This is a genomic window from Flavobacterium sp. AK-345 (assembly GCF_058310175.1).
The window spans coordinates 100,432-124,911 of the sequence record NZ_JBZEER010000009.1 but is presented as its reverse complement, the minus strand read 5'-3'; the positions used below and the strand labels follow the sequence as shown (position 1 = coordinate 124,911).

The following is a 24,480-nucleotide window of genomic DNA, read 5'->3' as shown; positions in this document are numbered from 1 at the left end:
ATTTCTAGCTTATTTTCTGAAACTGATAAACTGTTTTTTGATGGTATTGTTCTCCTTTTTTCAAAACCGAACTCGGAAAATGTTCATGATTTGGCGCATCCGGAAAATTTTGCGTTTCAAAACAAATTCCGCTTGACGGATGATAATCAGCGTTTTCTTTTCCTTTCAAAGTATCAAAACAATTTCCGCCTACATACACATGCACACTTGGCTGATCTGTAAACACATTCATTTTAAAATTGTTTTTTGTACTGAATAATGTCGCAGCAATTTCATTTTTAGATTCAATTACAAATGAATTATCAATAACGGCCGGACATTTTTTTGCAGATCTGAAATCAAAAGCATGACCAGGAAGAGCAGTGAATTTTCCAGAAGGAATATTATCAGGTTTTGTCTCTAAAATTTTATCAGAATTGACAAACATTTCCTGATCCAGAACTGAAGAATCATGACCGTTGAGGTTAAAATAACTATGATGTGTCAGGTTTATAATCGTATCTTCTGTAGTTATTGCCTTATATTCTAATTGTAATTCGTTTTCTTCGGTTAATGTATAAGTTAAGCCGACTTGTAATTCTCCGGGAAAATTTTCGTCTAAATTTTCACTTAACAAACGCAGCGTTATAGATGGATTTTTACCATGTGTTAAATTAGTAAAAGACCATACTTTTTTTCCAAAACCTTCATTTCCACCGTGCAAAGTATTGCCGTTGTTATTTCCGGCCAATTGAAAAGACGTATCATTTAAAGTAAAATTTCCTTTATTGATTCTTCCCGCATAACGCCCAACTGTGGTACCAAAATAGGGTGCGCTCGGCAAATTATAAGATTCAAGATAAGCCTCCAGATTATCAAAGCCCAAAACAACATCTGCGAGTTTTCCGTTTTCAAGAGGAATTTGTAATGAAGTAACGGTTGCACCATAATTAATGATTTGTACTTTCATTCCGTTTTCATTTGATAATTCAAAAGAATAAATCTTCTCTCCGTCAGGCATTAAACCAAACAATTTAGCTGAAGATATATCGATTAAATGCGATATGTGTTTTAATTCCATCAAAAAATTATTAAAAATGAAATCCAAAAATAGAAACATTTTAAAATTTTACATACCAGTACCTACCAGTTTTTAGTATATTGCACAAAAATTCTTTTTTTATGAATATAATTTCTATTCAAAATAATCTCGGCCTTCCAAAATATAAACAGATTATTCTTTCAATTGAAAAAGCAATCGAAGAAGAAAAGTTGGTAAAAGGCGACCGCCTGCCATCGGTAAATAAAGTTTGTCTGGCTTTTAATTTATCTCGTGATACAGTTTTGTTAGGTTATGATGAACTCAAAAAAAGAGGTATCATTTATGCCATTCCCGGAAAAGGTTATTACGTTAAAAGCGTTGAAATCACTATCAAACAGAAGATTTTTCTACTTTTTGATGAGTTAAACAGCTTCAAGGAAGATATCTATAATTCGTTTTTAAAGAACATCGGAAAAAATGTTCAGGTCGATATTTTCTTTCATCATTTTAATGTTCCCGTTTTTCAAAAGCTTATAAACGACAGCAACGGAAATTACACCAAATACATTATCATGCCCACCAACTTAATCGATATAGCTTATTCGATAAAAACCCTACCAGTAGGTGACGTAATTATACTCGATCAAACCAATCCTGATTTAAAAATATATCCTGCTATTTATCAAAATCATCAAAAAGATATTTTTGAAGGTTTGGTAAAAGGAAAGTCAAGATTGAATAAATACAAAAAATTGATTTTGATTTTTCCGGGATTTAGAGAACCATTGGGAATGAAAATTGGCTTTGAGGATTTTTGTGTCGAATATGATTTTGAATCTGAAATAATAACCGAATTTACAAACAGAGAAATTACGATTGGGGATCTTTACATTATTCCGAATGACAGAGATTTGGTTCGCGTAATCGAAAATGCCAGGGATCAAAACCTGAAATTGGGAAATGATTTTGGAATTATTTCCTATAATGAAACACCGCTTAAAAAAATTGTAGCAAACGGAATTACCACGATTTCAACTCATTTTGAAGCCATGGGAAAAATTTTGGCAGAAATGGTTTTAAAAGGAAAAAGAGAACAAATAGAAAATAAATCTTCGTTGATTATGCGAAACTCATTATGATTTTTAATAACACGAATTTCACTAATTTACACAAATTCCAATCGCTGGCTTTGCTTGTGAAATTAATTACACAAACAAAAATTCGTGATAATTAGTGAAATTCATGTTTTATTTCACAGTACAAACAAGTTTTGTTTAATAAATCAGCAAGCTTTTAATTAAAAAACAATTTATTGTTTTAATAGAATTATTTTATATACATTTGTAAATGTAAATTCTACACTTATTTTTTGTTAATGTGGATTAAAAAGAAAAATAATTTGTTAGTTTTTTAATTAGTAGTTTTATTGAAGGAAAAAACCCTGAAAGATTGTAGCTTTCAGGGTTTGTTTTTTTAAGGTATTTTTTTCACTTTTTTATAAGTTCAGAACAAAATCGTTCAATAGCTTCTCCTCGTATTTTTCTTTGTTGAAAGTGTAGAGATAAGATCCTTTTCGGGAAGACTGCATATCTTTTTCGTCTAGTTTATTCAGGATTTCCAGAGAATTGATTTTGCTGATGAAGTTTCGTTTATCTAATTCCTTACTCAAAATGGCTTCATATAATTCCAGTAATTGTCGCATCGTGAATTTTTCAGGCAGCAATTCAAATCCAATTGGTTTAATCGAAGTTCTGTAACGTAATCTTCTAATGGCATTTTTTACCATTTCATTGTGGTCGAAAATTAAATTTGGTGCTTCAGCAATAGGAAACCATTCTGCATGGTAATTTTTAATAAGCTCAGTATTGTGATTTTCAATATTAATCAATGCATAATAAGAAACTGAAATAGTTCTTTCAACCGGGTCACGATCGATTTCACTATAGGCATACAGCTGCTCCATATATATATCATTCAACCCTGTATAAGTATTCAAAATTCTGATGGCAGCGTTATCCAATACTTCATCGCGTTTTAAAAAACCACCAATTAAGGACCATTTTCCCTTTTCAGGTTCAAAGTCCCTTTGGATAAGAAGAATTTTCAATCCCTGATGATCAAATCCAAAAATGATACAATCTACTGCTAATAAAACCTTATCTGCAGAGCTATAACTGTTTAGCATATTCTATAATTTATTGGTAAATATATAAACTTCCTCATAGGTTTCATAATTTTATTAATGTAGATTTTACACTTACATAATCAATGAGTCAAAAATAGAGTTAAAAAACTGACTTTTAGCAAAAAAGAGCATTCAAATTTCCTTTTTATGGTTCTTTTAGGACAAAAACAGGATAGTTACAGGACGCTTTTTTGAAAAAAACTCAATTAAAATGAAAAAACCAACACACTTAAAATAAGTTTTTATTTACAAAAATAATATTTTTTTCATTTTAAATACTTAAAAAACAGCGCATTCATAAATCTTTTTTTACTGCCGTTTTTTTGATTAAAAAAGCGCTTTTTAGTAAAAAGTGTATATTTTACACAATTAACATTCAAAAAACGTTTCTTTTTTAAAAATAATGTTAATTTTTTAAATGTTTATTTCACACTTAAATTATGAGATATATTTTTTTTCACTCTTTTTTTTATGATATTAATTTGTTTTTCACTCTTTTTTTTATTTAAATTTACAAATGTAAGATTAACACTTATAATAACCACACTAACCAACCTTAAAATTAACCAGTATGTCAAACCACAAATTATTGTTGTATTGCAATTATTTATTGCCAAAAAAAGAATGGCTTTTAGCAGTATTAATGCTGCTATTTTCTGCTAATCAATTGTCTGCTCAAGGCAAAGAAATTAAAGGAATTGTTACTTCGGCACAAGACAATTTGCCTTTGCCGGGCGTGAACATTATGATAAAAGGAACAAAAACAGTTGCCGTAACTGGATTTGATGGAGAATATATAATTAAGGCATCTCCAAATGATGTTTTAGTTTTTTCATTTATAGGATTTCAAAACAAAGAGATAGCGGTAGGCGGTCAGTCAAAAATTGATGCGGCGCTTACAGAAGATACTAACAAATTAAACGAAGTCGTAGTTATTGGGTATGGAACACAAAAGAAATCAGATCTTACAGGATCTGTAAGTGTTGTCAACCTGGAATCGGCTAAAAAAACGGTAACTTATGATGCTGCAAAAATGCTTCAGGGCCAGGTACCGGGAGTTACAGTACAATCATCAGGAGAACCGGGTGGTTTTGTCAATGTAAAAATTAGAGGTATAACTTCATTCACCAATAATAATCCGCTTTTTGTTATTGACGGAATTATGGTTGATGCTCCATACGATTTTGCGCCGGGAGAAATAGAATCGATGCAAGTTTTAAAAGATGCTTCTTCGGCAGCTATTTACGGTGTTCGTGGAGCAAACGGAGTTGTAATTATTACCACAAAAAAAGGAAAATCCGGCAGAATGGATATCAAATTTAAATCTATTGTCGGGCTTCAGGATGTGGCTAAAAAATGGGATGTAACAGATCGTGTAGGATATCAAACGATTACTAACGAAGCAGAAAGAAACAGAGATCTTAGAGCCGGAGTTGCGGTAAGTATTGCTCCGGGAAATAATCCGGCAAGTCCTTCTTATATTTCAAATGTCGATACCGATTGGCAAAAAGAAGGTTTACAAACCGGAGTTGTACAAAATCAGACTCTTACATTTGGCGGAGGAGCAGAAAGTATCATGTACAGTTTTAATGTTGATTATTTTAAAAACACCAGTTACTTCAAAACGCCACAAGATTATGAAAGACTGTCTACCAATTTAAATCTAAACGGTAAAAAAGGAAAATTCAAATACGGGGCAAAAATCGCTTACACTCAATCTGATAAAGAAATATTTAACGAATATAATGTTGGTCAAACAGCTATTAGTGATTTATTAGGCGCTATACCAACAATGCCTGTATATGATTCTAACAGGCTGGGTGGTTATGGAGGTACAGATAACCTGACACAAAGAGCAATTTCGATGAACCCAATTGGGTATAATAATCTGATTGAAAATACCGGAAAAAGAAATCGCTTTATTGGTGATATCTGGGGTGAAGTCGAAATTGTAAAAGGACTTAAATACAAACTAGATGTTAGTTACGACAGAACCGATTGGGAAAACAGAAAATTTATTCCGCCAAGCGATTTAGGATGGTATTATATTACAACAAATGATGAAGCTTCTTTAGATGTTGCCAATGGAAATGAGTTGAGAACTTTCATGAACAATATATTAACGTATGAAGTTTCGCTTGGCAAGCACAAAATCGAAGCTTTGGCAGGATGGATTCAGGAAAGAAGAGATAATTACAACCATTGGTCAAAAGGTGTAGGATACGAACCAGGTGAAATTAGTATGCTTCAATATGCGGATTCGAGAGACGCGGGAGAAACTAAATTTACAATTACCGGAATATCCTATATCAGCAGATTAAATTATTCTTATGACGACAGGTATTTGCTTCAGGCAAATTTCAGACAGGATAAAACATCGCTTTTTAGCGAAAAAAATAATTCGGCAAATTTCTATTCCTTTTCAGGAGGATGGAAAATTAGCAACGAAAAGTTTTTAAAATTACCAGACTGGATCAGTAACATCAAACTTAGAGGAGGTTATGGAACATTGGGTAACAATACAATTCCGCAATACTTTTTTGCTTCAACAGTAAACAGTTTTGCAGGTTATGATTTTAATAATGAGCTTGCTCCGGGAACAACCGTAGTTGCAGCACTTGACCCGAATGTAAAATGGGAAAAAACAAGCAGCGCCAACGTTGCATTGGAGTTAGGTTTTCTTGATAACGACTTACAATTTACTGCAGAGTATTTTACAAAAAAAGTTACTGATATTTTAGTTAGAGTGCCTTTGCCTTTTTCTACAGGAGCTTTTCCGGCAGATATTTTTACCAATGCAGGAGATATGCAAAATCATGGTTTGGAGTTTACAGCATCATACAGTAATCATCACCATAAATTTAAATATGATATATCGGCCAATTTCGGAACATTGAAAAATGAAGTCACCAAAATTGGAGTTAATGGAAACCCGCTTTACGGAACATATTCTAAAACAGAAGTAGGAAGATCTGTGGGAGAACTTTTTGCCTGGGAAGCGATTGGAATTTTTCAAAATGCGGCCGAAGTTACCTCTTCTCCAACCCAAACCGGAGCAGCACCGGGAGATATCAAATTTAGAGATGTAAATAATGATGGAATTATTACTGATGCCGACAGAACATTTCAGGGAGTATCAATTCCTAAATATGGTTTTGGTTTAAATTTTAGCGCTTCGTATTCAAATTTTGATTTCTCGATGTTCTGGCAGGGAAGTGGCGGAAACAAGGTTTTTAATGCCATGTACCGCAATTTAATGATAGGACAATACACGAATCATCATGTAGATGAATTAAATTATTGGACACCTACCAATACCAATACCAATATTCCCGCTCCTGTAATTGGCGACCCAAATGGAAATGCCAGAGAGTCAAACAGATTTATAGAAAGCGGTGATTATGTAAGGTTACAAACGATGGAAATTGGATTCAACATTCCTTTGAATGATAAATTTATTCAAAAAGCCAAAGTTTATATCAACGGTCAAAACTTGCTGACCATTTCAAAATATAAAGGTTATGATCCTGATTTTAATAGCGAAGGATTACTGTCAAGAGGATATGATGGAGGATCTTTTCCAAATCCAAGAACAATTTCTTTAGGAGTAGAGGTAAGTTTCTAAACTGATTTAACCAATTTAAAACGTATTACAATGAAATATAATATATATAATTATATAGCTGTTTTCTTTTCACTTGCTATGCTTACAACCGGCTGTGTTGAAAATGAAGATTTAGTACAGCTTGATCCAACTAATGATGCAGTAGATTCATTTTGGAAAACAGATCAGGATGCGCTGGAAGGAGTAAACGCCGCTTACGGAAGTTTACTAACAGACGGAACTTACATGCGCAGTACACCGCTTTTATTAGATGCAAAAGCAGATGATGCCCGTACAAATAGTCCGTGGGCATCGATGTATAATGTGGGACATTTCAATTCAAATGTTGCTGATGCCGCAATTTACGGCTGGGCTTTTGAAACCTATTATCAGGGAATTTATCGTGCCAATCAGGTTTTAACAAATGTGCCGAATATTGCATTTACAGACGGAGCATTAAAAAACAGAATATTAGGACAAGCCTATTTTTTAAGAGGATTGTACTTGTTTCATGCCGTAAACTTGTTCAAAAATGTTCCTTTACCAACAGAATTAGCTGTTTATTATCCACAAAAAACACAGGCAGAAGGCTGGGCTCAGGTAATTTCTGACTTTAAAACGGCTGCCGAATTATTACCAACTTCATATGATGGTGTTTCAGGTCTTGATGCAGGCCAAAAAGGACGTGCTACAAAAGGTGCCGCTTTAGGATATTTAGGAAAAGCTTATTTGTTTACCAAAGATTTTACGAATGCCAGAACAACATTCAAACAAGTTATAGATCTTGGAATTTATTCACTGGTTTCAAACTACCGTGATAATTTTACTACTGCCAACGAAAATAATTCAGAATCTCTTTTTGAAGTGCAATTTAGCAGAGATGCCGGTGGTGTCGAACTAGGTTGGGGCGGTGCTCCGGCTTCTGGTTGGGGAAAAACTTCGGCAAGAGCCATAACGTATGCACCAAGAGCTTTTGGGTGGACAGATGTACAGCCAACATGGGCACTTTTTAACGAATATCAGGAAGAAAAAACAACGGCAAATACAATCGATCCGCGTTTGGATGCTACGATATTTTATAACAAACCGGGAACCAAATTATACGGTAAAGATTTTGCGGTATTTTATGCTTCAAGTCCGGCCGATTTAAATGATTTATTCTGTAGAAAATACCAAAATTCAGATGGAGAATTTGCAGACGAATACGATTGGCGTTCCGGTATCAACGAGCGATTATTGCGTTATGCCGATATTCTTTTAATGTATGCAGAATGTTTAAACGAAACAGGTGACACTCCCGGAGCCTACGGATATATTCAAATGGTACGAAACAGAGTGGGTTTGCCGGATTTGGCTACTGTAAAACCGGGAATGACACAGGATCAAATGAGAGATCAGATTGGTCATGAAAGATTTTTGGAATTTCCTCTTGAAGGACATCGTTTTGATGATATTCGCCGTTGGGGATGGCTTCAGGATGCCACAAAATTAGAATGGCTGAAATCAAGAGATGCAGAATTTAATTCTTATCTGCCAGGAAGAGAATATTTCCCAATTCCACAATTGGAAAAAGATAACAATCCGGGAATAATTCAGAACGACAGTTATTAAAAACAGTTTTCAGGACCGTGCAAACTGAGACTGAAAACTAAATTTAACCATTAACTTAAATTATATCACAATGAAAACAATAACAGGTTTGGTTTTATTCGCAATATTATTAGGAAGTTGTCAAAATGAAGACATTGTTTATCCAACAGAAGAAACAAGTGCTGCAACTCAAAATTCAGAGGTTAAAAATATAACAGCAAAAACAGTCAGCGGAAACGTCCCGTCACATGACCCGAGTACGATTATAAAAAGCGGTGTTAATTATTATGTTTTCACCACAGGAGATAATATCCCAATGACATATTCGACAAATTTAACCAACTGGACATGGGGAACCTCAGTGTTTACTTCAACGCCAAGCTGGATAACAGGATATGTTCCGGGTTTTACCAAAACATTTTGGGCGCCAGATTTGGCGTGGTTTAATAACAGATGGAATATGTATTATTCCTGTTCTACTTTTGGGTCTGCAACTTCAGCAATTGGGTTGGTAACGGCTCCGTCAATTTCACAAAGTGCAGGAACAAAATGGACAGACAGAGGCGTTGTTATTGCTTCGTCATCAGCTTCAGATGTAAATGCGATCGATCCTTCAATTTTAGTCGATGGCAGTAATGTTTATATGGCTTACGGTTCCTGGCACGCAGGTATTGGCGTAGTACAAATTAACGTTTCAACAGGTAAACCAACAGGAACAAGAACCATTGTAGCAGGTGGAAATAGTGCTTCGTGGGAAGCTCCTTGTTTAATTAAAGAAGGAAGTTATTACTATATGTTCGTCAATCGAGGGTCTTGCTGTAATGGCGTAAACAGCACTTATTATATTGTTGTAGGTCGTTCAACAAGTCCGTTTGGACCTTTTACAGATAAAAACGGAGTCAATTTAAAAAACGGTGGCGGAACAACAGTTTTGGCAACACAAGGAAATTATATTGGTCCGGGACATTTATCCAGAATTACAGGAACACAAAAAGGAGCTGTTCATTATTATGATGGAGCCGATAACGGAAATCCAAAACTTGAGATTGTCTATTTTACATGGTCATCAGGATGGCCGGCACTTTCGTATTAAATTTTAATATCAGAGGAAAGATTCACAAACTTTCCTCTTTATCACATAACAAATAATTATCCACACATGAAAAAAGCATTTTTAATCACATTCCTTATTAGTATTTGTAGTCAGTTTAGTTTCGCTCAAGGCGGAACTACCGTAGTAGCCATAAAAAATAATGCAGATGCACCAACCATCAATAAAAATATTTACGGACATTTTGCTGAACATTTAGGACGCTGTATTTACGGAGGATTTTTTGTGGGAGATACTTCAAAAATACCAAATACGAAGGGTGTAAGAAATGATATTATTGCAGCCTTAAAAGATTTAAAAATTCCGAATTTAAGATGGCCGGGTGGCTGTTTTGCAGATACTTATCACTGGAAAGATGGCATTGGACCAAAAGAACAGAGACCAACAATCGTAAACCAATGGTGGGGCGGTGTAACCGAAGACAATAGTTTTGGAACACATGATTTTCTTAATATGTGCGAACTTCTTGGTGCAGAACCATATTTATCTGGAAACGTAGGAAGCGGAACCGTTCAGGAATTATCTGATTGGGTTCAATACGCCAATTTTAGCGGTAAAAGCCCGATGAGTGATTTGCGTAAAAAAAACGGAAGAACCGAGCCATGGAAAGTTAAATTCTGGGGAATTGGAAATGAAGCCTGGGGTTGCGGAGGAAATATGACAGCAGAATATTATGCCGGAGAATATCGCAAATTTGCCACATTTATGTCTGATTGGGAAAATACAGGCGGAATTACCAGAATCGCTTCAGGATCAAACAGCGCCGATTATAATTGGACAGAAGTTTTAATGAAAAATATTCCGCTAAATATGTTGGGCGGAGTAGGCGTGCATCATTATGCCGTAATAGATTGGGGTAAAAAAGGAGAAGCCGTTAATTTTACCGAAGAAGGTTATTTTAAAACCATGAAATCAGCCTTAAAAATGGAAGAATTAGTTACAAAACATTCTGCCATTATGGATAAATACGACCCAGAGAAAAAAGTAGCCATGATGGTTGACGAATGGGGAGGCTGGTATGACGTAGAAAAAGGTACAAATCCCGGATTTTTATACCAACAAAATACAATGAGAGATGCGGTTTTAGCTGGATCAACTTTAAATATTTTCAACAATCATGCAGACAGAGTTCGTATGGCCAATTTAGCACAATGTGTAAACGTTTTGCAAGCCGTAATCCTTACAGACAAGGCTAAAATGATTACAACGCCAACGTATCATGTTATGAAAATGTACAGCGTTCATCAGGATGCAAAACTATTGCCGGTAAACTTTCAATCGCCATTATATACTTTCAACGGAGAAACACTTCCGGCAGTTTCGGCATCAGCTTCAAAAGATAAAAATGGAGCAATTCATATTTCATTAGTAAATGTAGATGCAAAAAATAAAAACAAAGTTGAAATTGACTTAAAAGATCTTGGGGTTAAAAACTTTACAGGAACCGTTTTAACATCGGCAAAACTTCAGGATTACAATTCATTTGATACGCCAAATAAAATTATACCAACAGTTTTTAAAGGTTTCGAAAACAAAAAAGGAAAATTAGAAATCACAATTCCTCCTTTTTCGGTTGTTGTTTTAGAAGGAAAATAAAAATCTAAAAAGATGAAAAAATCAAATTCCATTATAAAAAAAGCATTCAAATTAGGACTTTTTTTGCTTGCAGCGATTGTTGTAAGTTGTTCTAATGATGATCCTGCTGCCGAAATTCCGGATCCGCCTGTAGTTGTTGATCCGCCTTTGGTTACGCCAGTTTTTCCGGGACCTGCTTATGCAGATAATTATACTTCAATTTCAAGTTGGGGAAGCAGGGCACAATGGAATTTAGCCAACGTACATGATCCATCCGTAGAAAAATCAGGAGAATATTATTATATGTATCAAACCGATGCTTCTTACGGAAATGCACATGAAGGCAACGGACATTTTTTTTACAGAAGATCAAAAGATTTAATCAATTGGGAATTTATGGGATCTTCAATGGCGCAGGCTCCGGCTTGGGTAAAAGATTCGCTAAACAACAAAAGAGCAAGAATGTCGCCTGCCCTTCCTCCTATCGAAAACCCGAATTATGCATATTGGGCGCCGTGCGTTCGAAAAGTGGGAAACAAATTCAGAATGTACTATAGCATTGTCGTAACGAATCCGATTGTAGGATCAGACACTAATACATCCTGGTCAGAACGTGCTTTTATTGGCTTAGCCGAAACGGACGATTTGGCTTCAAATAATTGGACAGATAAAGGAATGGTCGTTTGTTCTGAACCTGATGGGGTAAAAAGTTACGTTAGAAACGGAGGAAACGATTGGGATGCTTATTTTAAATTCAACGCCATTGATCCGAGTTTTATCGAAACACCCGAAGGTGATCAGTATTTAATTTACGGTTCGTGGCATTCCGGAATTGCAGCTTTAAAATTAAATCCAACCACAGGAAAACCGGATAAATTACAAACAATAGATGATTACGGAGTGCGAATTGCAGGACGCGGAAACGTAAATACAAACCGCTGGCAGGCACTCGAAGGTCCGGAAATTATCTATAATCCCGACACGCAATATTATTATTTGTTTTTGGCTTATGATGAATTATCAGTTGCATACAACACACGGGTTGCACGTTCAAAAAGTATTTTAGGGCCATATTTAACCAATACAGGAATGAGTATTACCACTGGAGCAGAATGTTTCCCGATGTTGACGCATCCCTATTCTTTTAAAAATCATACCGGCTGGGTTGGTTTTGCGCATTGCGGAATTTTTCAAAATTCAACAACTAAACAATGGTATTATGCTTCGCAGGCTCGTTTGCCAGAGGGAGTTCCCGGAATTAATGTTTCGAATGCTATAATGATGGGACATGTTCGCGGTATTCAATGGACAGAAGATGGCTGGCCCGTAGTAGAACCCGAACGTTATGCAGGAGTGCCAACAACCGCTTTTGCCGAAGCCAACATCATTGGAACATGGGAACAAATTACAATGAATTATCAATACAAAACCATTCAAAAATCGATAACAATTAATTTAACCGCTGATAAAAAAGTAAGTGGAGATGTTACAGGAACATGGTCATATGAAAGCACCAAAAAAATCCTGACGATAAATGGAGTAAAATGCAACGTAATTGATGCCTGGGATTGGGAATCGGCAACCAGAAAAGTAACCTTGAGTTATTCTGGTTTGACCGCTGGAGGATTACCTGTTTGGGGTAAGAAAGTGAATTAAAAAATTTCAAGTTTTAAATTTCAAATCCAAAAAAACAAAAAATAACATAGATTTAAAGAAAACAGTTTGGATTATTGAAAGCTCCGTAGGAGCATAATGTTTATAGCAATTATAGTATGTTTTTTTTATTAGCTCCAGCGGAGCGATATCTAACTTTTTTTAATTGACGAAAATATGTCACCCCGATGGGGCTCTTACGAAAAACAAATAGAATTTCTATAAACATGTCGCCCCGCTGGGGCTTACTTTATAATAAATTTAAAAGAATTAAAGATCAAAAAAATCTGCTCCCGATAGCTATCGGGACTGCGTGAAAAAATATTTAACGCATAGCAATTATGTATTAAAATAAATCATAATGAAAAATACAATTACAAGCCTATCACTTTTAGTTTTGCTTGCATTCTGTCCAACAGTTCAAAGTCAAATTGACCCTGCAAAATTCAATAATCCTATTATTAAAGATCAATATACAGGCGATCCCGCGGCATTGGTTTACAAAGACAAAGTCTACTTATATGCGGGTCATGACGAAGCGCCAAATGATTTTCATTTTTATAAAATGAACGAATGGGTAGTGTATTCTTCATCAGATATGAAAAAGTGGGAATCGCATTCCGTGCCGTTGAAGGCGAGTGAGTTTAAATGGGCTTCTGGTGATGCATGGGCTTCGCAGGTTATTGAAAGAAACGGAAAATTTTATTGGTATGTAACCGTTTCTCACGGAACAATTCCCGGAAAATCAATTGGAATTGCAGTTTCAGACAACCCAACCGGGCCTTTTAAAGATGCATTAGGAAAAGCTTTAATTACAAATGATATGACAACGCATACCAAAATAAGCTGGGATGATATTGACCCAACAGTTTATATTGATGATGATAATCAGGCGTATTTAATTTGGGGAAACACAGTTTGTCATTATGCTAAATTAAAAGAAAATATGCTTGAATTAGACGGACCAATTCAAACAATAGATTTACCGCATTTTACTGAAGCACCCTGGATTCACAAACACAAAGGCTGGTATTATTTGTCTTATGCTTATGAATTTCCTGAGAAAATTGCCTACGCCATGAGCAAGTCAATTACAGGGCCGTGGGAATTTAAAGGAATTTTGAATGAAATAGCCGGAAACAGTAACACCAACCATCAATCGATAATTGATTTTAAAGGACAATCGTATTTTATTTATCATAACGGAGCAACGCAGCCAAATGGGGGAAGTTTTAGAAGATCTGTCTGCGTTGATAAATTGTTTTATAATAAAGACGGAACAATGAAAAGAGTGGTGATGACATCTGAAGGAATTCAGTAAAAAGTTTTCAGAATAAAAACAGACCAAACTTAAATTTTCTTATATCACTTATATGGTTTACAAAAACATAAAATATATACTTTCTGTTTTAATGATGCTGATGGTTTCGGCTTTGTTTGCACAGGAAATTGTGGTACACGATCCGGTTGTCATCAAACAAAAAGATACTTATTATTTGTTTTGTACCGGAAAAGGAATCAGTGTTTTTAGTTCGAAAGATTTAAAAAACTGGAATAAAGAAGCACCGGTTTTTACAGAAAAACCAGTTTGGGCAGATGGTGTTGCAGCCGATTTTAAAAATCATATTTGGGCGCCGGATATTTCATTTCATAATAATACATATTACCTCTATTATTCTGTTTCGGCTTTTGCCAAAAACACATCGGCAATTGGCGTTGCAACCAATACAACCTTAGATTCAAAAGATAAAAATTACAAATGGATCGATCAGGGAATTGTGATTCAGTCGCAGCCCAATCGTGATATGTGGAACGCCATTGATCCCAATTTAATTTTTGATGAGAACAATACGCCTTGGTTATCATTTGGTTCTTTTTGGGAAGGATTAAAAATGGTAAAACTAAATCCGGATTTAAAATCGATTGTACAGCCACAGGAATGGCACACGATTTCAAAACGTAAAAGAACTTTCGAATTACCAGATTCTGATCCCGGCGATGGCGCGCTCGAAGCTCCTTTTATCTTCAATAAAAACGGTTATTATTACCAATTCCTTTCTTGGGATTTATGCTGTCGCGGAGAAAAAAGCACCTATAAAGTTGTTGTTGGAAGATCTAAAAATGTGACCGGACCTTATGTAGATAAAGATGGAAAACCATTAAATGAAGGCGGAGGCAGTTTAGTAGTTCAAAGCGACGAAAATTACTTTGGCGTAGGCCATAACAGCGCTTATACGTTTGATGGTAAAGATTATATTTTTTATCACGGCTACGAAAAGAAAACCAACGGAACGCCAAGATTAATAGTTAGAGAAATGATTTGGGATGCTGATTTATGGCCCGTTTTGAAATAGAATATAGAACACAGAATATAGAACATGGAATATAGAAGATAGAGGCAAGAAGAAAGAATCAAGATTTTGCCAAGATTAAGGGATTAAAAGATTAGAAAAAAATCTGCTAAATCTGCCAGATCTGCGTGAGAAATTTTTTAAACACATACATATCTATTTGTCTTTAAGTAAATGAAATGCCTTTTTTAGCGCTCAAAAACTATGTTTCTATGTGTTTAAATAAAGATATAGTTAAAAAAAAATAAAAATCCGTTTTAACCCGCGTCATCCGCGTGCCATAAAACACAAACAAAATAAAAATGAAGTCCAATTTAATTACCAAAATTACCCTTTGCGGTTTATTGCTGAACGGTTTTTATGCATCGGCACAAAAAAACAATCTTCAGGTTGAAGCTGGTAAAACAGTAACGAAAATTCAGCCAACGATGTATGGAGTATTTTTTGAAGATATCAATTTTGCTGCCGATGGAGGTTTGTATGCTGAAATGATCAAAAACAGATCGTTTGAATTTGAAACGCCGATGATGGGTTGGAAAGAACCAAACAGCGACCGACATAAATTAAATGAGCAATCCGGAATTGCCAATATTATTCAGTATTCTCAAAAAGGAACAAATCATAATTACTGCAGGGTTACGGTAAAAGATGCCAGCGGTTATGAATTGATAAATGAAGGTTTCAGGGGAATGGGAATCAAAAAAGATTTGCATTATAATTTGTCTCTGAAAGCTTCAAAAATATCCGGAGACATTTCGAAGATTAAAATTCAATTCATAGATAAAAATAAAAAGGTTTTAGGTGAAACTTCGATTGCACCAACCTCAAAAGACTGGACAAATTATACAGCACAATTAACGGCAACTGCAACAGAAGCAAAAGCACAAATTAGAATCACTTTTGAAGGAACCGGAGTTATAGATTTAGATGTGATTTCGCTGTTTCCGGAAGATACCTGGAAAGGCAGAAAAAACGGAATGCGTGCTGATTTAGTACAATTATTATACGATTTGAAACCAGGATTTTTACGTTTTCCGGGAGGTTGTATTGTTGAAGGAAAAACGTTGGCATTGCGTTACCAATGGAAAAAATCGATTGGAAATGTAGAAGACAGAGAAACGATGATTAACAGATGGAATACGGAATTTGCACACAAACTGGCACCGGATTATTTCCAGAGTTTTGGTTTAGGATTTTATGAATATTTCCAGCTTTCAGAAGATATTGGAGCTTCTCCATTGCCAATTTTAAGCTGTGGAATGGCTTGTCAGTTCAACACAGGAGAATTGGTTCCGATGGATCAAATCGATCCTTATGTGCAGGATGCTTTAGATTTAATTGAATTTGCCAATGGTGATCAAACTACCGCCTGGGGAAAAGTGAGAGCTGATATGGGACACCCAAAACCATTCAATTTAAAATTCATTGGAGTTGGAAATGAGCAATGGGGACCAGATTATATCGAGCGTTTCAAAGTGTTTCAAAAAGCCATCAAATCAAAATATCCAAACATTACTATTGTGTCCGGAACAGGACCATTTCCTGATGGAGATTTCTTTGATTATGGCATGGCAGCACTTAAAAAACTGAATGCAGAAATCGTTGACGAGCACTATTATAAAGACCCGGCATGGTTTCGAAAAAATGTAACACGTTACGACAATTACGATCGTAAAGGACCAAAGATTTTTGCCGGAGAATATGCAGCGCAAAGTGTAGCAATTGCAAGTCCGGATAACAAAAACAATTGGGAATGTGCTTTTTCTGAAGCCGCTTTCATGACCGGAATGGAGCGCAATGCTGAGGTCGTTCATTTAACTTCTTATGCGCCTTTGCTGGCTCACGTTGAAGGCTGGCAATGGACACCGGATATGATTTGGTTCAATAATTTACAATCTTACGGGACGCCAAATTATTATGTCCAGAAATTATTTTCAAACAATAAAGGAACCGATTTAATCAATATTACAAAAGACGGAAAAGCGGTAACGGGACAAAATGATTTGTTTGCATCTGCAGTAAAAGATATGAATTCTAAAGAAGTAATTCTGAAAATTGTGAATACTTCTGCAACGGCTCAAAATGTTTCAATTGATGTAAAGGGAACAAAATTAGATACAAAAGGAACAGCTATAATTTTAAAAGGAGATGGATTGAATGACGAGAATTCTTTTGAAACTCCAACTAAAATTAGTCCAAAAGAAAGTGAATTTAAGTTGAAAGGGAGTCAGGTTCAATATGATTTTCCGGCGTACTCGGTTACTGTTTTAAAAATTAAGATGAAGTAATCGCAACAGAATAAATGTATAAGCAACGTTTATTTTCTGTTTTAACCTTAAATGCCTGTTTTGATGCATTATTTGTAAAAAAATCAAGCACTTATTTTTGTTAAGTGTTTTTTATACACTTATGAATTATTTATAATTATATTTGCGTTATTAAAAATTAATTTCGAATGAAAAATTACGTTATAGGATTGGACTACGGAACAGATTCTGTTCGAGCGATGTTAATAGATACTGAAAATGGGCAGGAGTTAGCATCAAATGTTTCTCATTACAAAAGATGGAAAAACAAACAATATTGTGACGCATCGATAAATCAGTTTCGTCAGCATCCTTTGGATCATATTGAAGGATTAGAAAGCACGATTCAGAATGTTATAAAAGAAAGTAAAGTTGATCCTTCTTTGATAAAAGGAATTTGTATTGATACAACAGGATCATCGCCGGTTCCGGTTACGAAAGAGGGAATTCCGCTTGCTTTGACAAAAGGTTTTGAGGAAAATCCAAACGCAATGATGGTTCTTTGGAAAGATCATACTTCAATCAACGAAGCAAATGAAATCAATGAATTAGCAGTAAGCTGGGGAGGAGAAAACGTAACAAAATATGTTGGCGGAATTTATTCATCAGAATGGTTTTGGGCAAAAATCCTGCACATTGCCAGAGAAGATGAAGCGGTTAGAAATGCAGCACACACGTGGATGGAACACTGCGATTTAATGACGTATTTGTTAATTGAAGATAAAGATTTAAAAACCTTTAAGAGAAGCCGTTGCGCAGCGGGTCACAAAGCCATGTGGCACGAAGATTGGAATGGTTTGCCTCCGGTTGAATTCTTAGAAAAACTTCATCCGTATTTAGCAACGCTTCGTGGAAATTTATATGATGAAACGTATACTTCTGATTTAGTTGCCGGAAATTTAAGCAAAGAATGGGCAGACCGTTTAGGACTTTCAACAGAAACAATTGTGGCTGTTGGAACTTTCGACGCGCATTCTGGAGCGGTTGGAGCAAAAATTGGAGAAAATACTTTGGTTCGCGTTATGGGAACTTCAACCTGCGATATTCTGGTAGGTTCTTATGATGAAGTTGGAACAAAAACCGTTCGCGGAATCTGTGGTCAGGTTGACGGATCTGTAATTCCAGGTTTTATTGGTCTTGAAGCGGGACAATCTGCTTTTGGAGATTTATTAGCCTGGTACAAAGAATTATTAATGTGGCCAACGGAACATTTATTGACTTCTTCTTCAATATTAAATGAAGAACAAAAAGAACAACTAAGAGAAGAATTCAGCGATAAATTAATTGTAGAATTGACAAAAGAAGCAGAGAAAATTCCGGTTTCAGAAAGTCTTCCAATTGCTTTAGACTGGATTAATGGAAGAAGAACGCCAGATGCCAATCAGGAATTAAAAAGTGCAATTTCGAATTTATCTTTAGGAACAAAAGCACCACATATTTTTAAAGCTTTAGTAAACGCAATCTGTTTTGGAGCGAAAAAAATCGTGGATCGTTTTGAAGAAGAAGGAGTGAAAATTGACAGCGTAATCGGAATTGGTGGCGTTGCCAGAAAATCGCCTTTTATTATGCAGACTTTAGCTAACGTTTTAAACAAGCCAATTAAAATTGCAGCTTCAGATCAGACTCCGGCTTTGGGAGCGGCGATTTATGCAGCAGTTGCAGCCGGAATTTATCCAAACGTAATCGAAGCAAGTCAAAAAATAGGAAGCGATTTTGATGGAGAATATTTCCCTCAATTAGACAAAGTAGCAGCTTACAATAAATTATTGATTGCTTATGATCAATTAAGTGCTTTCGCAGATCCATCTATTAAAATTACACAAAATGAGTTCTCTTTATAAAGATTTAAAACAAGAATGCTACGAGGCGAATATGCAGTTAAACGCATTGAACTTGGTAGTTTATACTTTTGGGAATGTAAGTGCCGTGGACAGAAAAAATGGTGTTTTTGCCATTAAACCAAGCGGCGTTCCCTACGAAGATTTAAAACCGGAAGATATTGTTATTGTCGATTTTGATAATAACATTATTGAAGGAACAATGCGTCCGTCATCTGACACAAAAACGCATGCTTATTTATACAAAAACTGGCCAAACATTGGAGGCGTTGCTCATACACATGCAACCTATTCTGTAGCTTGGGCACAGTCTCAGCAAGATATTCCAATTTTCGGAACCACGCATGCTGACCATTTAACGGCAGATATTCCATGCGCGCCGCCAATGGCAGATGCACTTATAGAAGGAAACTACGAACACAATACCGGAATTCAGATTTTGGATTGTTTCAAAGAAAAAAATCTTTCGTACGAAGAAGTAGAAATGGTTTTGATAGGAAATCACGGTCCGTTTGCCTGGGGGAAAAACGCAGCAAAAGCAGTTTACAACAGTAAGGTTCTTGAAGTCGTAGCCGAAATGGCGTACCTGACTTTACAAATAAACCCAAACGCACCAAGATTAAAAGATTCATTAATAAAGAAACATTACAACCGCAAACACGGAAAAGATTCGTATTACGGGCAGTAAAAAAGTTTCAGGTTTCAGGTTTTTTTTGTTTCAAGTTATTGGAACGTGACACTTGAAACCTGAAACAAAGAAAACTTAAAAATAACAATTCGAGATTTTCAGATTCCAACAAACTTGAAACCTGAAACTTGAAACAAAATAAACAAAAGAACATGATTGATATCTCTCAAAAAGAAGTATGGTTTGTAGTAGGAAGCCAGGAATTATACGGTGAAGAAACTTTAAGAAAAGTGGCGGAGCATTCGCAAATAATTGCAAAAGGATTAGATGCAACATCTAGTATTCCGGTAAAAGTAGTTTATAAAGATGTTGTGAAATCGCCTGCGCAAATTTTAGATGTTTGTTTAGCGGCAAATTCTGCTAAAAACTGTATCGGAATTATTGCCTGGATGCACACTTTCTCACCTGCAAAAATGTGGATCGGCGGATTGAGCATTTTGAAAAAACCGTTATGTCATTTACATACACAATACAATGCTGAAATTCCGTGGGGAACTATCGACATGGATTTCATGAACCTGAATCAATCGGCTCACGGAGATCGTGAATTTGGTTTCATCATGTCAAGAATGCGTAAAAAACGCAAAGTGGTTGTAGGACATTGGGAAGATGAAAGGGTTCAGAAAAAATTAGGTATCTGGACAAGAGTAGCTTTGGGTTGGGATGAACTTCAAAACTTAAAAGTAGCCCGTATTGGAGACAATATGCGTGAAGTTGCCGTAACGGAAGGTGATAAAGTAGAAGCTCAAATTCGTTTCGGAATGTCAGTTAACGGTTTTGATTCTTCAGATGTCACTAAATATATTGAGAAAGTTACGGATAAAGAATTAAATGATTTATTGGCAGTTTACGAGCAATCATACACTTTGACTGATGCTTTAAAAGAAGGCGGGGCGCAAAGAAGTTCATTAGCGGAAGCGGCAAAAATTGAATTAGGTTTAAGAGCTTTCCTTGAAGAAGGAGGTTTTGGAGCTTTTACAGATACGTTTGAAAATTTGGGTGTTTGGAAACAATTACCTGGAATCGCAACACAAAGATTAATGGCCGATGGTTATGGTTTTGGTGGAGAAGGAGACTGGAAAACAGCGGCAATGGTTCGTGCCTTAAAAGTAATGAACGTGGGTCTTGAGGGAGGAACGTCTTTCATGGAAGATTACACATACCATTTCACACCGCAAAAATCATATGTTTTAGGATCTCACATGTTGGAAATTTGTCCATCAATTGCTGATGGAAAACCTTCTTGCGAAGTGCATCCTTTAGGAATTGGCGGAAAAGAAGATCCTGCTCGTTTGGTATTTAATTCGCCTGCCGGAGATGCAATTAATGTTTCTTTGGTTGATATGGGAACTCGTTTCCGTTTAATTGTAAACGAAGTTGAAGCGATAAAACCAATGGCTGAATTGCCTAAATTACCGGTTGCAAGAGTTTTATGGGATTGTAAACCAAATCTTGATATCGCTGCAACGGCCTGGATTTTGGCTGGTGGAGCGCATCACACAGTTTACAGCCAGTCATTGACAACAGAATATATGGAAGATTTCGCTGATATCGCCGGAATCGAATTATTGGTTATTGATGAAAAAACGACAATTAGAGATTTCAAAGATAAAATTAACGCCAACGAAGCTTACTATCATTTGTTTCAACATGGATTATAGTCTGAGGGACTAAGGTTCTAAGTTGCTAAGATTCTAAGGTTTTTTGCTACTTTTAACATCTAACATTTAACCAATTAAAAATATCATTTATGAATGTATTAAAACGTTATATTTTTGGAATTGGCCTACTGAGTTTGGCTTTCATTTCAGTTCAATGTAAAAACGATAAAAAAATGGATGACACTACAGTTTCTTCAGATAAAAAAGCTACAGTTACAATTGAGAAATCTTCTTATGGAACAACTGGAAAAGGAGAAAAAGTCGACAGTTATAAATTGAAAAACCAAAACGGGATGGAAGTTGATATCATCACTTTTGGAGGAAGAATTACAGATTTAAAAGTACCTAATAAAGAGGGTGTTTCGGAAAATGTTGTAATCGGATTTGATAATTTGGCTCAATACGAAAAAGCGAATCCATTTTTTGGAGCTTTGATCGGAAGATACGGAAACCGAATCGCTAAAGGGAAATTTACTTTAGACGAAAAGGAATATCAATTGGCAATAAACAATGCGCCAAATGCTTTACACGGTGGACCGCAAGGCTATTTTAATGTGGTTTGGAAAGCTGATGAAGCAAAATCCGGAGATGCGGCAACTTTGAAATTATCTTATTTAAGTAAAGATATGGAAGAAGGTTATCCTGGAAATTTAAAAGTTTTTGTAACGTATACATTGACAAATGATAATCAATTAGAAGTTTTATACGAGGCGACTACAGATAAGAAAACAGTTGTGAATTTAACGCAGCATTCTTATTTCAATTTATCAGGAGATTTTACAAAAACAATCTTAGATCACGAATTGACTTTGAATGCAGATAAATTAGTTCCGGTTGATGCGACTTTAATTCCGACAGGAAAATTAGATGATGTTGCGAATACGCCTTTCGATTTCAGAAAACCAAAATTAATTGGAAAAGATATCGAAGTAAAAAACGAACAGTTAGAAAGAGGAAAAGGTTACGATCACTGCTGGGTATTGAACAATCCTGAAAAAGGAAAAACAATCATAGCAAAAGTATATCACGCAGCAAGCGGAAGAGTTTTGGAAATGACAACAGATGAACCTGGAATTCAGTTTTACTCTGGAAATTTCCTTGACGGAACTTTGCCAATGCCAAAAGGCGGTACGTTCGCACACAGAACAGGTTTATGTCTGGAAACAGAACATTATCCAGATTCTCCAAACCAGAAAAACTTCCCGACAACGGTTTTAAACCCGGGAGAAAATTATAAAACTAAAACTACCTTCAAATTCTCTGTTCAGAAATAGTTTTGGAATTATGTTAATTAGTTAGTAATTCTCTAAGAAACCTCGAAAGTTATGCTTTCGAGGTTTTTTTATTTGTAAATAATGAAGATGAATAACTATAAAATAGACCTTGTTAATTCGTGCTATTTTTTCTTACATTTGGGAGATAACTATCTAAAAAAACCTCTTACTTATGAAAAAATCAATTAAATTATTACTTCTTTTATTAATCTATTCTATAGGTGCAATAGGAAGCGCTCAGGTTCAGATGAATTATAAATTTGACACGCCTTATGGTAAAAATACCGCTGTTGGAAAATTTACTGAAATTAATGGAGCTAAAATCTATTATGAAGAATATGGAAAAGGTGAACCTTTGTTATTGATTCATGGAAATGGAGGAAGTATTGAATCAATGGGAAATCAAATTGATTATTTTAAAAGTAAATACAGAGTTATTGTTGCTGATAATAGAGGCCAAGGTAAATCGGAGTTGAAAACAGATTCTTTGACATACGTTCAGATTACAAAAGATATAGAGGAATTAGTTAATCGCTTAAAACTTGATTCGATAAGTATTATTGGATGGAGTGATGGTGGAATTGTTGGTTTGCAAATGGGTATTTCTGGCAAGTCAAAAATAAAGAAAATTGTGGCTATGGGGGCAAATTTAAGACCTGATGCTACAGCTGTTAATTCGTGGGCTACAAATGATGTACAGAACATGAGAAAAATGATTGTGTCAAAAATTAAAGAGAAAGACACTAGTGAGAATTGGAATCTACAAAAACAGCTTGCCGGACTTTTGGTAGATCAGCCTAATATTGCAACTAAAGATTTATCAAAAATTAAAGCAAAAGTACTCATAATAGCAGGAGATAAAGACATTATTAAAAATGAACATTCGGTAGAAATTTTTGAAAATATACCTAAGGCACAGTTATGTATTATGCCTGGCGAAACTCATTTTGCACCGGCTTCAAGTCCGGAAGTATTTAATGCATTAGCAAATAAGTTTTTATCAGAACCGTTTAAAAGACCAGATTCAGATTGGACTAAATGGGGTAAATAAAAGCAGATCAACAGAATTGTGTTATTTTAGCCATGAATTTCAAGTTCATGTAATTCGTGGCTAAAAAAAACAAAAAATGACTTTCAAACATATATTCAAAGCAACATTAAATTGGGCTTCAAATCAAATCCAGGAAGATTCAACAAAAAGATTTTATAGCAAAAATCATCAAATTAAAATTGAAGGAAAACCAATTTTAAATGTTTCGGCAGCAAAAGCGTTCAAAGGCGATCCTGAATTATACAATCCCGAAGATTTGCTTTTGAGCAGTTTGGTTTCCTGCCACATGATGTCCTATTTATATGTATGCTCTCAAAATGGAATAGAAATTCTCGAATATTCAGATAATGCAGAAGCAACGCTCGAAGTTAATCCAGATGGGAGCGGGCGTTTTGTTGCCGTAAGATTAAATCCGAAAGTAAAAATTTCGAATCCAGATAAAGTCGAATTGGCTATTGAACTTCATACAAAAGCAAATCAATTGTGTTTTATCGCTAATTCATGCAATTTTCCTGTTTTGCATGAGGCGAGTTGTGAGACCAATTAAGAGATATTCCGTGTAAATATGAAAT

General features: G+C 35.4%; 17 protein-coding genes. 15 read left to right on the top strand and 2 right to left on the bottom strand.

Translation table 11 applies throughout. The features are described from left to right. Positions 1-4 precede the first annotated feature (4 nt). Positions 5-1,060 (bottom strand): aldose epimerase family protein, encoded by a 1,056-nt coding sequence (locus AC4FQ3_RS16450; RefSeq protein ID WP_491182553.1) that lies wholly within the window; start codon positions 1,058-1,060, stop codon positions 5-7. A gap of 101 nt (positions 1,061-1,161) precedes the next feature. Here AC4FQ3_RS16450 and AC4FQ3_RS16445 point away from each other — a divergent pair, with 101 nt between their 5' ends. Next, complete coding sequence (locus tag AC4FQ3_RS16445) at positions 1,162-2,160, top strand: GntR family transcriptional regulator (protein ID WP_491182552.1); 999 nt, start codon at positions 1,162-1,164, stop codon at positions 2,158-2,160. Positions 2,161-2,516: 356 nt separating this feature from the next. Here the strand turns inward: AC4FQ3_RS16445 and AC4FQ3_RS16440 are convergent, their stop codons facing one another. Continuing rightward, the gene (locus AC4FQ3_RS16440; protein WP_042564814.1) at positions 2,517-3,206 is read right to left on the bottom strand and encodes an NUDIX hydrolase; all 690 of its coding nucleotides are present in this window, start codon (positions 3,204-3,206) and stop codon (positions 2,517-2,519) included. Positions 3,207-3,777: 571 nt separating this feature from the next. On the opposite strand from AC4FQ3_RS16440, the gene AC4FQ3_RS16435 reads away from it, so the two are divergent. The 14 genes from AC4FQ3_RS16435 to AC4FQ3_RS16370 all read left to right on the top strand — a co-directional run bounded on the left by AC4FQ3_RS16435 (position 3,778) and on the right by AC4FQ3_RS16370 (position 24,455). After that, the gene (locus AC4FQ3_RS16435; protein WP_491182551.1) at positions 3,778-6,831 is read left to right on the top strand and encodes a SusC/RagA family TonB-linked outer membrane protein; all 3,054 of its coding nucleotides are present in this window, start codon (positions 3,778-3,780) and stop codon (positions 6,829-6,831) included. 30 nt (positions 6,832-6,861) lie between these two features. Further along, positions 6,862-8,421: a RagB/SusD family nutrient uptake outer membrane protein gene (locus tag AC4FQ3_RS16430; RefSeq protein WP_491182550.1), complete on the top strand. Its 1,560-nt coding sequence runs from the start codon at positions 6,862-6,864 to the stop codon at positions 8,419-8,421. 70 nt (positions 8,422-8,491) lie between these two features. Beyond that, positions 8,492-9,493, top strand: a complete 1,002-nt coding sequence (locus tag AC4FQ3_RS16425) for an arabinan endo-1,5-alpha-L-arabinosidase (protein WP_491182549.1) — start codon at positions 8,492-8,494, stop codon at positions 9,491-9,493. Positions 9,494-9,559: 66 nt separating this feature from the next. Then, entirely contained in the window at positions 9,560-11,107 is a 1,548-nt protein-coding gene (locus AC4FQ3_RS16420; RefSeq protein ID WP_491182548.1) for an alpha-N-arabinofuranosidase, read from the top strand. 12 nt (positions 11,108-11,119) lie between these two features. After that, entirely contained in the window at positions 11,120-12,742 is a 1,623-nt protein-coding gene (locus tag AC4FQ3_RS16415; RefSeq protein ID WP_491182547.1) for an arabinan endo-1,5-alpha-L-arabinosidase, read from the top strand. Between the two features lie 358 nt (positions 12,743-13,100). Next, positions 13,101-14,060: a glycoside hydrolase family 43 protein gene (locus tag AC4FQ3_RS16410; RefSeq protein WP_491182546.1), complete on the top strand. Its 960-nt coding sequence runs from the start codon at positions 13,101-13,103 to the stop codon at positions 14,058-14,060. Positions 14,061-14,112: 52 nt separating this feature from the next. Continuing rightward, complete coding sequence (locus AC4FQ3_RS16405) at positions 14,113-15,093, top strand: arabinan endo-1,5-alpha-L-arabinosidase (RefSeq protein ID WP_491182545.1); 981 nt, start codon at positions 14,113-14,115, stop codon at positions 15,091-15,093. A 299-nt stretch (positions 15,094-15,392) separates the two neighbouring features. Further along, positions 15,393-17,378, top strand: coding sequence for an alpha-L-arabinofuranosidase family protein (locus AC4FQ3_RS16400; RefSeq protein WP_491182544.1), 1,986 nt, complete (start codon positions 15,393-15,395; stop codon positions 17,376-17,378). Between the two features lie 167 nt (positions 17,379-17,545). Then, the gene (locus tag AC4FQ3_RS16395) at positions 17,546-19,237 is read left to right on the top strand and encodes a ribulokinase (RefSeq protein WP_491182543.1); all 1,692 of its coding nucleotides are present in this window, start codon (positions 17,546-17,548) and stop codon (positions 19,235-19,237) included. After that, positions 19,221-19,922 (top strand): L-ribulose-5-phosphate 4-epimerase, encoded by a 702-nt coding sequence (locus tag AC4FQ3_RS16390; protein WP_042564807.1) that lies wholly within the window; start codon positions 19,221-19,223, stop codon positions 19,920-19,922. The genes AC4FQ3_RS16395 and AC4FQ3_RS16390 overlap by 17 nt, the downstream gene beginning before the upstream one ends. Positions 19,923-20,074: 152 nt before the next feature. Then, positions 20,075-21,583 (top strand): L-arabinose isomerase, encoded by a 1,509-nt coding sequence (gene araA / locus AC4FQ3_RS16385; protein WP_042564806.1) that lies wholly within the window; start codon positions 20,075-20,077, stop codon positions 21,581-21,583. A gap of 89 nt (positions 21,584-21,672) precedes the next feature. Next, positions 21,673-22,857 carry an aldose epimerase family protein gene (locus AC4FQ3_RS16380; protein ID WP_491182542.1) on the top strand — a complete coding sequence of 395 codons (1,185 nt, stop codon included), beginning with the start codon at positions 21,673-21,675 and terminating at the stop codon, positions 22,855-22,857. Positions 22,858-23,029: 172 nt separating this feature from the next. Beyond that, entirely contained in the window at positions 23,030-23,908 is an 879-nt protein-coding gene (locus tag AC4FQ3_RS16375) for an alpha/beta fold hydrolase (protein WP_491182541.1), read from the top strand. A gap of 76 nt (positions 23,909-23,984) precedes the next feature. Beyond that, positions 23,985-24,455 carry an OsmC family protein gene (locus tag AC4FQ3_RS16370; RefSeq protein ID WP_491182540.1) on the top strand — a complete coding sequence of 157 codons (471 nt, stop codon included), beginning with the start codon at positions 23,985-23,987 and terminating at the stop codon, positions 24,453-24,455. Positions 24,456-24,480: the final 25 nt, after the last annotated feature.

What these genes read in the sequence shown, in the direction of transcription:
- araA (WP_042564806.1), top strand. Translation starts at nt 20,075, where the DNA reads ATGATTGATATCTCTCAAAAAGAAGTATGGTTTGTAGTAGGAAGCCAG.
- AC4FQ3_RS16375 (WP_491182541.1), top strand. Translation starts at nt 23,030, where the DNA reads ATGAAAAAATCAATTAAATTATTACTTCTTTTATTAATCTATTCTATA.
- AC4FQ3_RS16410 (WP_491182546.1), top strand. Translation starts at nt 13,101, where the DNA reads ATGAAAAATACAATTACAAGCCTATCACTTTTAGTTTTGCTTGCATTC.
- AC4FQ3_RS16405 (WP_491182545.1), top strand. Translation starts at nt 14,113, where the DNA reads ATGGTTTACAAAAACATAAAATATATACTTTCTGTTTTAATGATGCTG.
- AC4FQ3_RS16450 (WP_491182553.1), bottom strand. Translation starts at nt 1,060, where the DNA reads ATGGAATTAAAACACATATCGCATTTAATCGATATATCTTCAGCTAAA.
- AC4FQ3_RS16430 (WP_491182550.1), top strand. Translation starts at nt 6,862, where the DNA reads ATGAAATATAATATATATAATTATATAGCTGTTTTCTTTTCACTTGCT.
- AC4FQ3_RS16420 (WP_491182548.1), top strand. Translation starts at nt 9,560, where the DNA reads ATGAAAAAAGCATTTTTAATCACATTCCTTATTAGTATTTGTAGTCAG.
- AC4FQ3_RS16425 (WP_491182549.1), top strand. Translation starts at nt 8,492, where the DNA reads ATGAAAACAATAACAGGTTTGGTTTTATTCGCAATATTATTAGGAAGT.
- AC4FQ3_RS16415 (WP_491182547.1), top strand. Translation starts at nt 11,120, where the DNA reads ATGAAAAAATCAAATTCCATTATAAAAAAAGCATTCAAATTAGGACTT.
- AC4FQ3_RS16395 (WP_491182543.1), top strand. Translation starts at nt 17,546, where the DNA reads ATGAAAAATTACGTTATAGGATTGGACTACGGAACAGATTCTGTTCGA.
- AC4FQ3_RS16380 (WP_491182542.1), top strand. Translation starts at nt 21,673, where the DNA reads ATGAATGTATTAAAACGTTATATTTTTGGAATTGGCCTACTGAGTTTG.
- AC4FQ3_RS16400 (WP_491182544.1), top strand. Translation starts at nt 15,393, where the DNA reads ATGAAGTCCAATTTAATTACCAAAATTACCCTTTGCGGTTTATTGCTG.
- AC4FQ3_RS16390 (WP_042564807.1), top strand. Translation starts at nt 19,221, where the DNA reads ATGAGTTCTCTTTATAAAGATTTAAAACAAGAATGCTACGAGGCGAAT.
- AC4FQ3_RS16370 (WP_491182540.1), top strand. Translation starts at nt 23,985, where the DNA reads ATGACTTTCAAACATATATTCAAAGCAACATTAAATTGGGCTTCAAAT.
- AC4FQ3_RS16440 (WP_042564814.1), bottom strand. Translation starts at nt 3,206, where the DNA reads ATGCTAAACAGTTATAGCTCTGCAGATAAGGTTTTATTAGCAGTAGAT.
- AC4FQ3_RS16445 (WP_491182552.1), top strand. Translation starts at nt 1,162, where the DNA reads ATGAATATAATTTCTATTCAAAATAATCTCGGCCTTCCAAAATATAAA.
- AC4FQ3_RS16435 (WP_491182551.1), top strand. Translation starts at nt 3,778, where the DNA reads ATGTCAAACCACAAATTATTGTTGTATTGCAATTATTTATTGCCAAAA.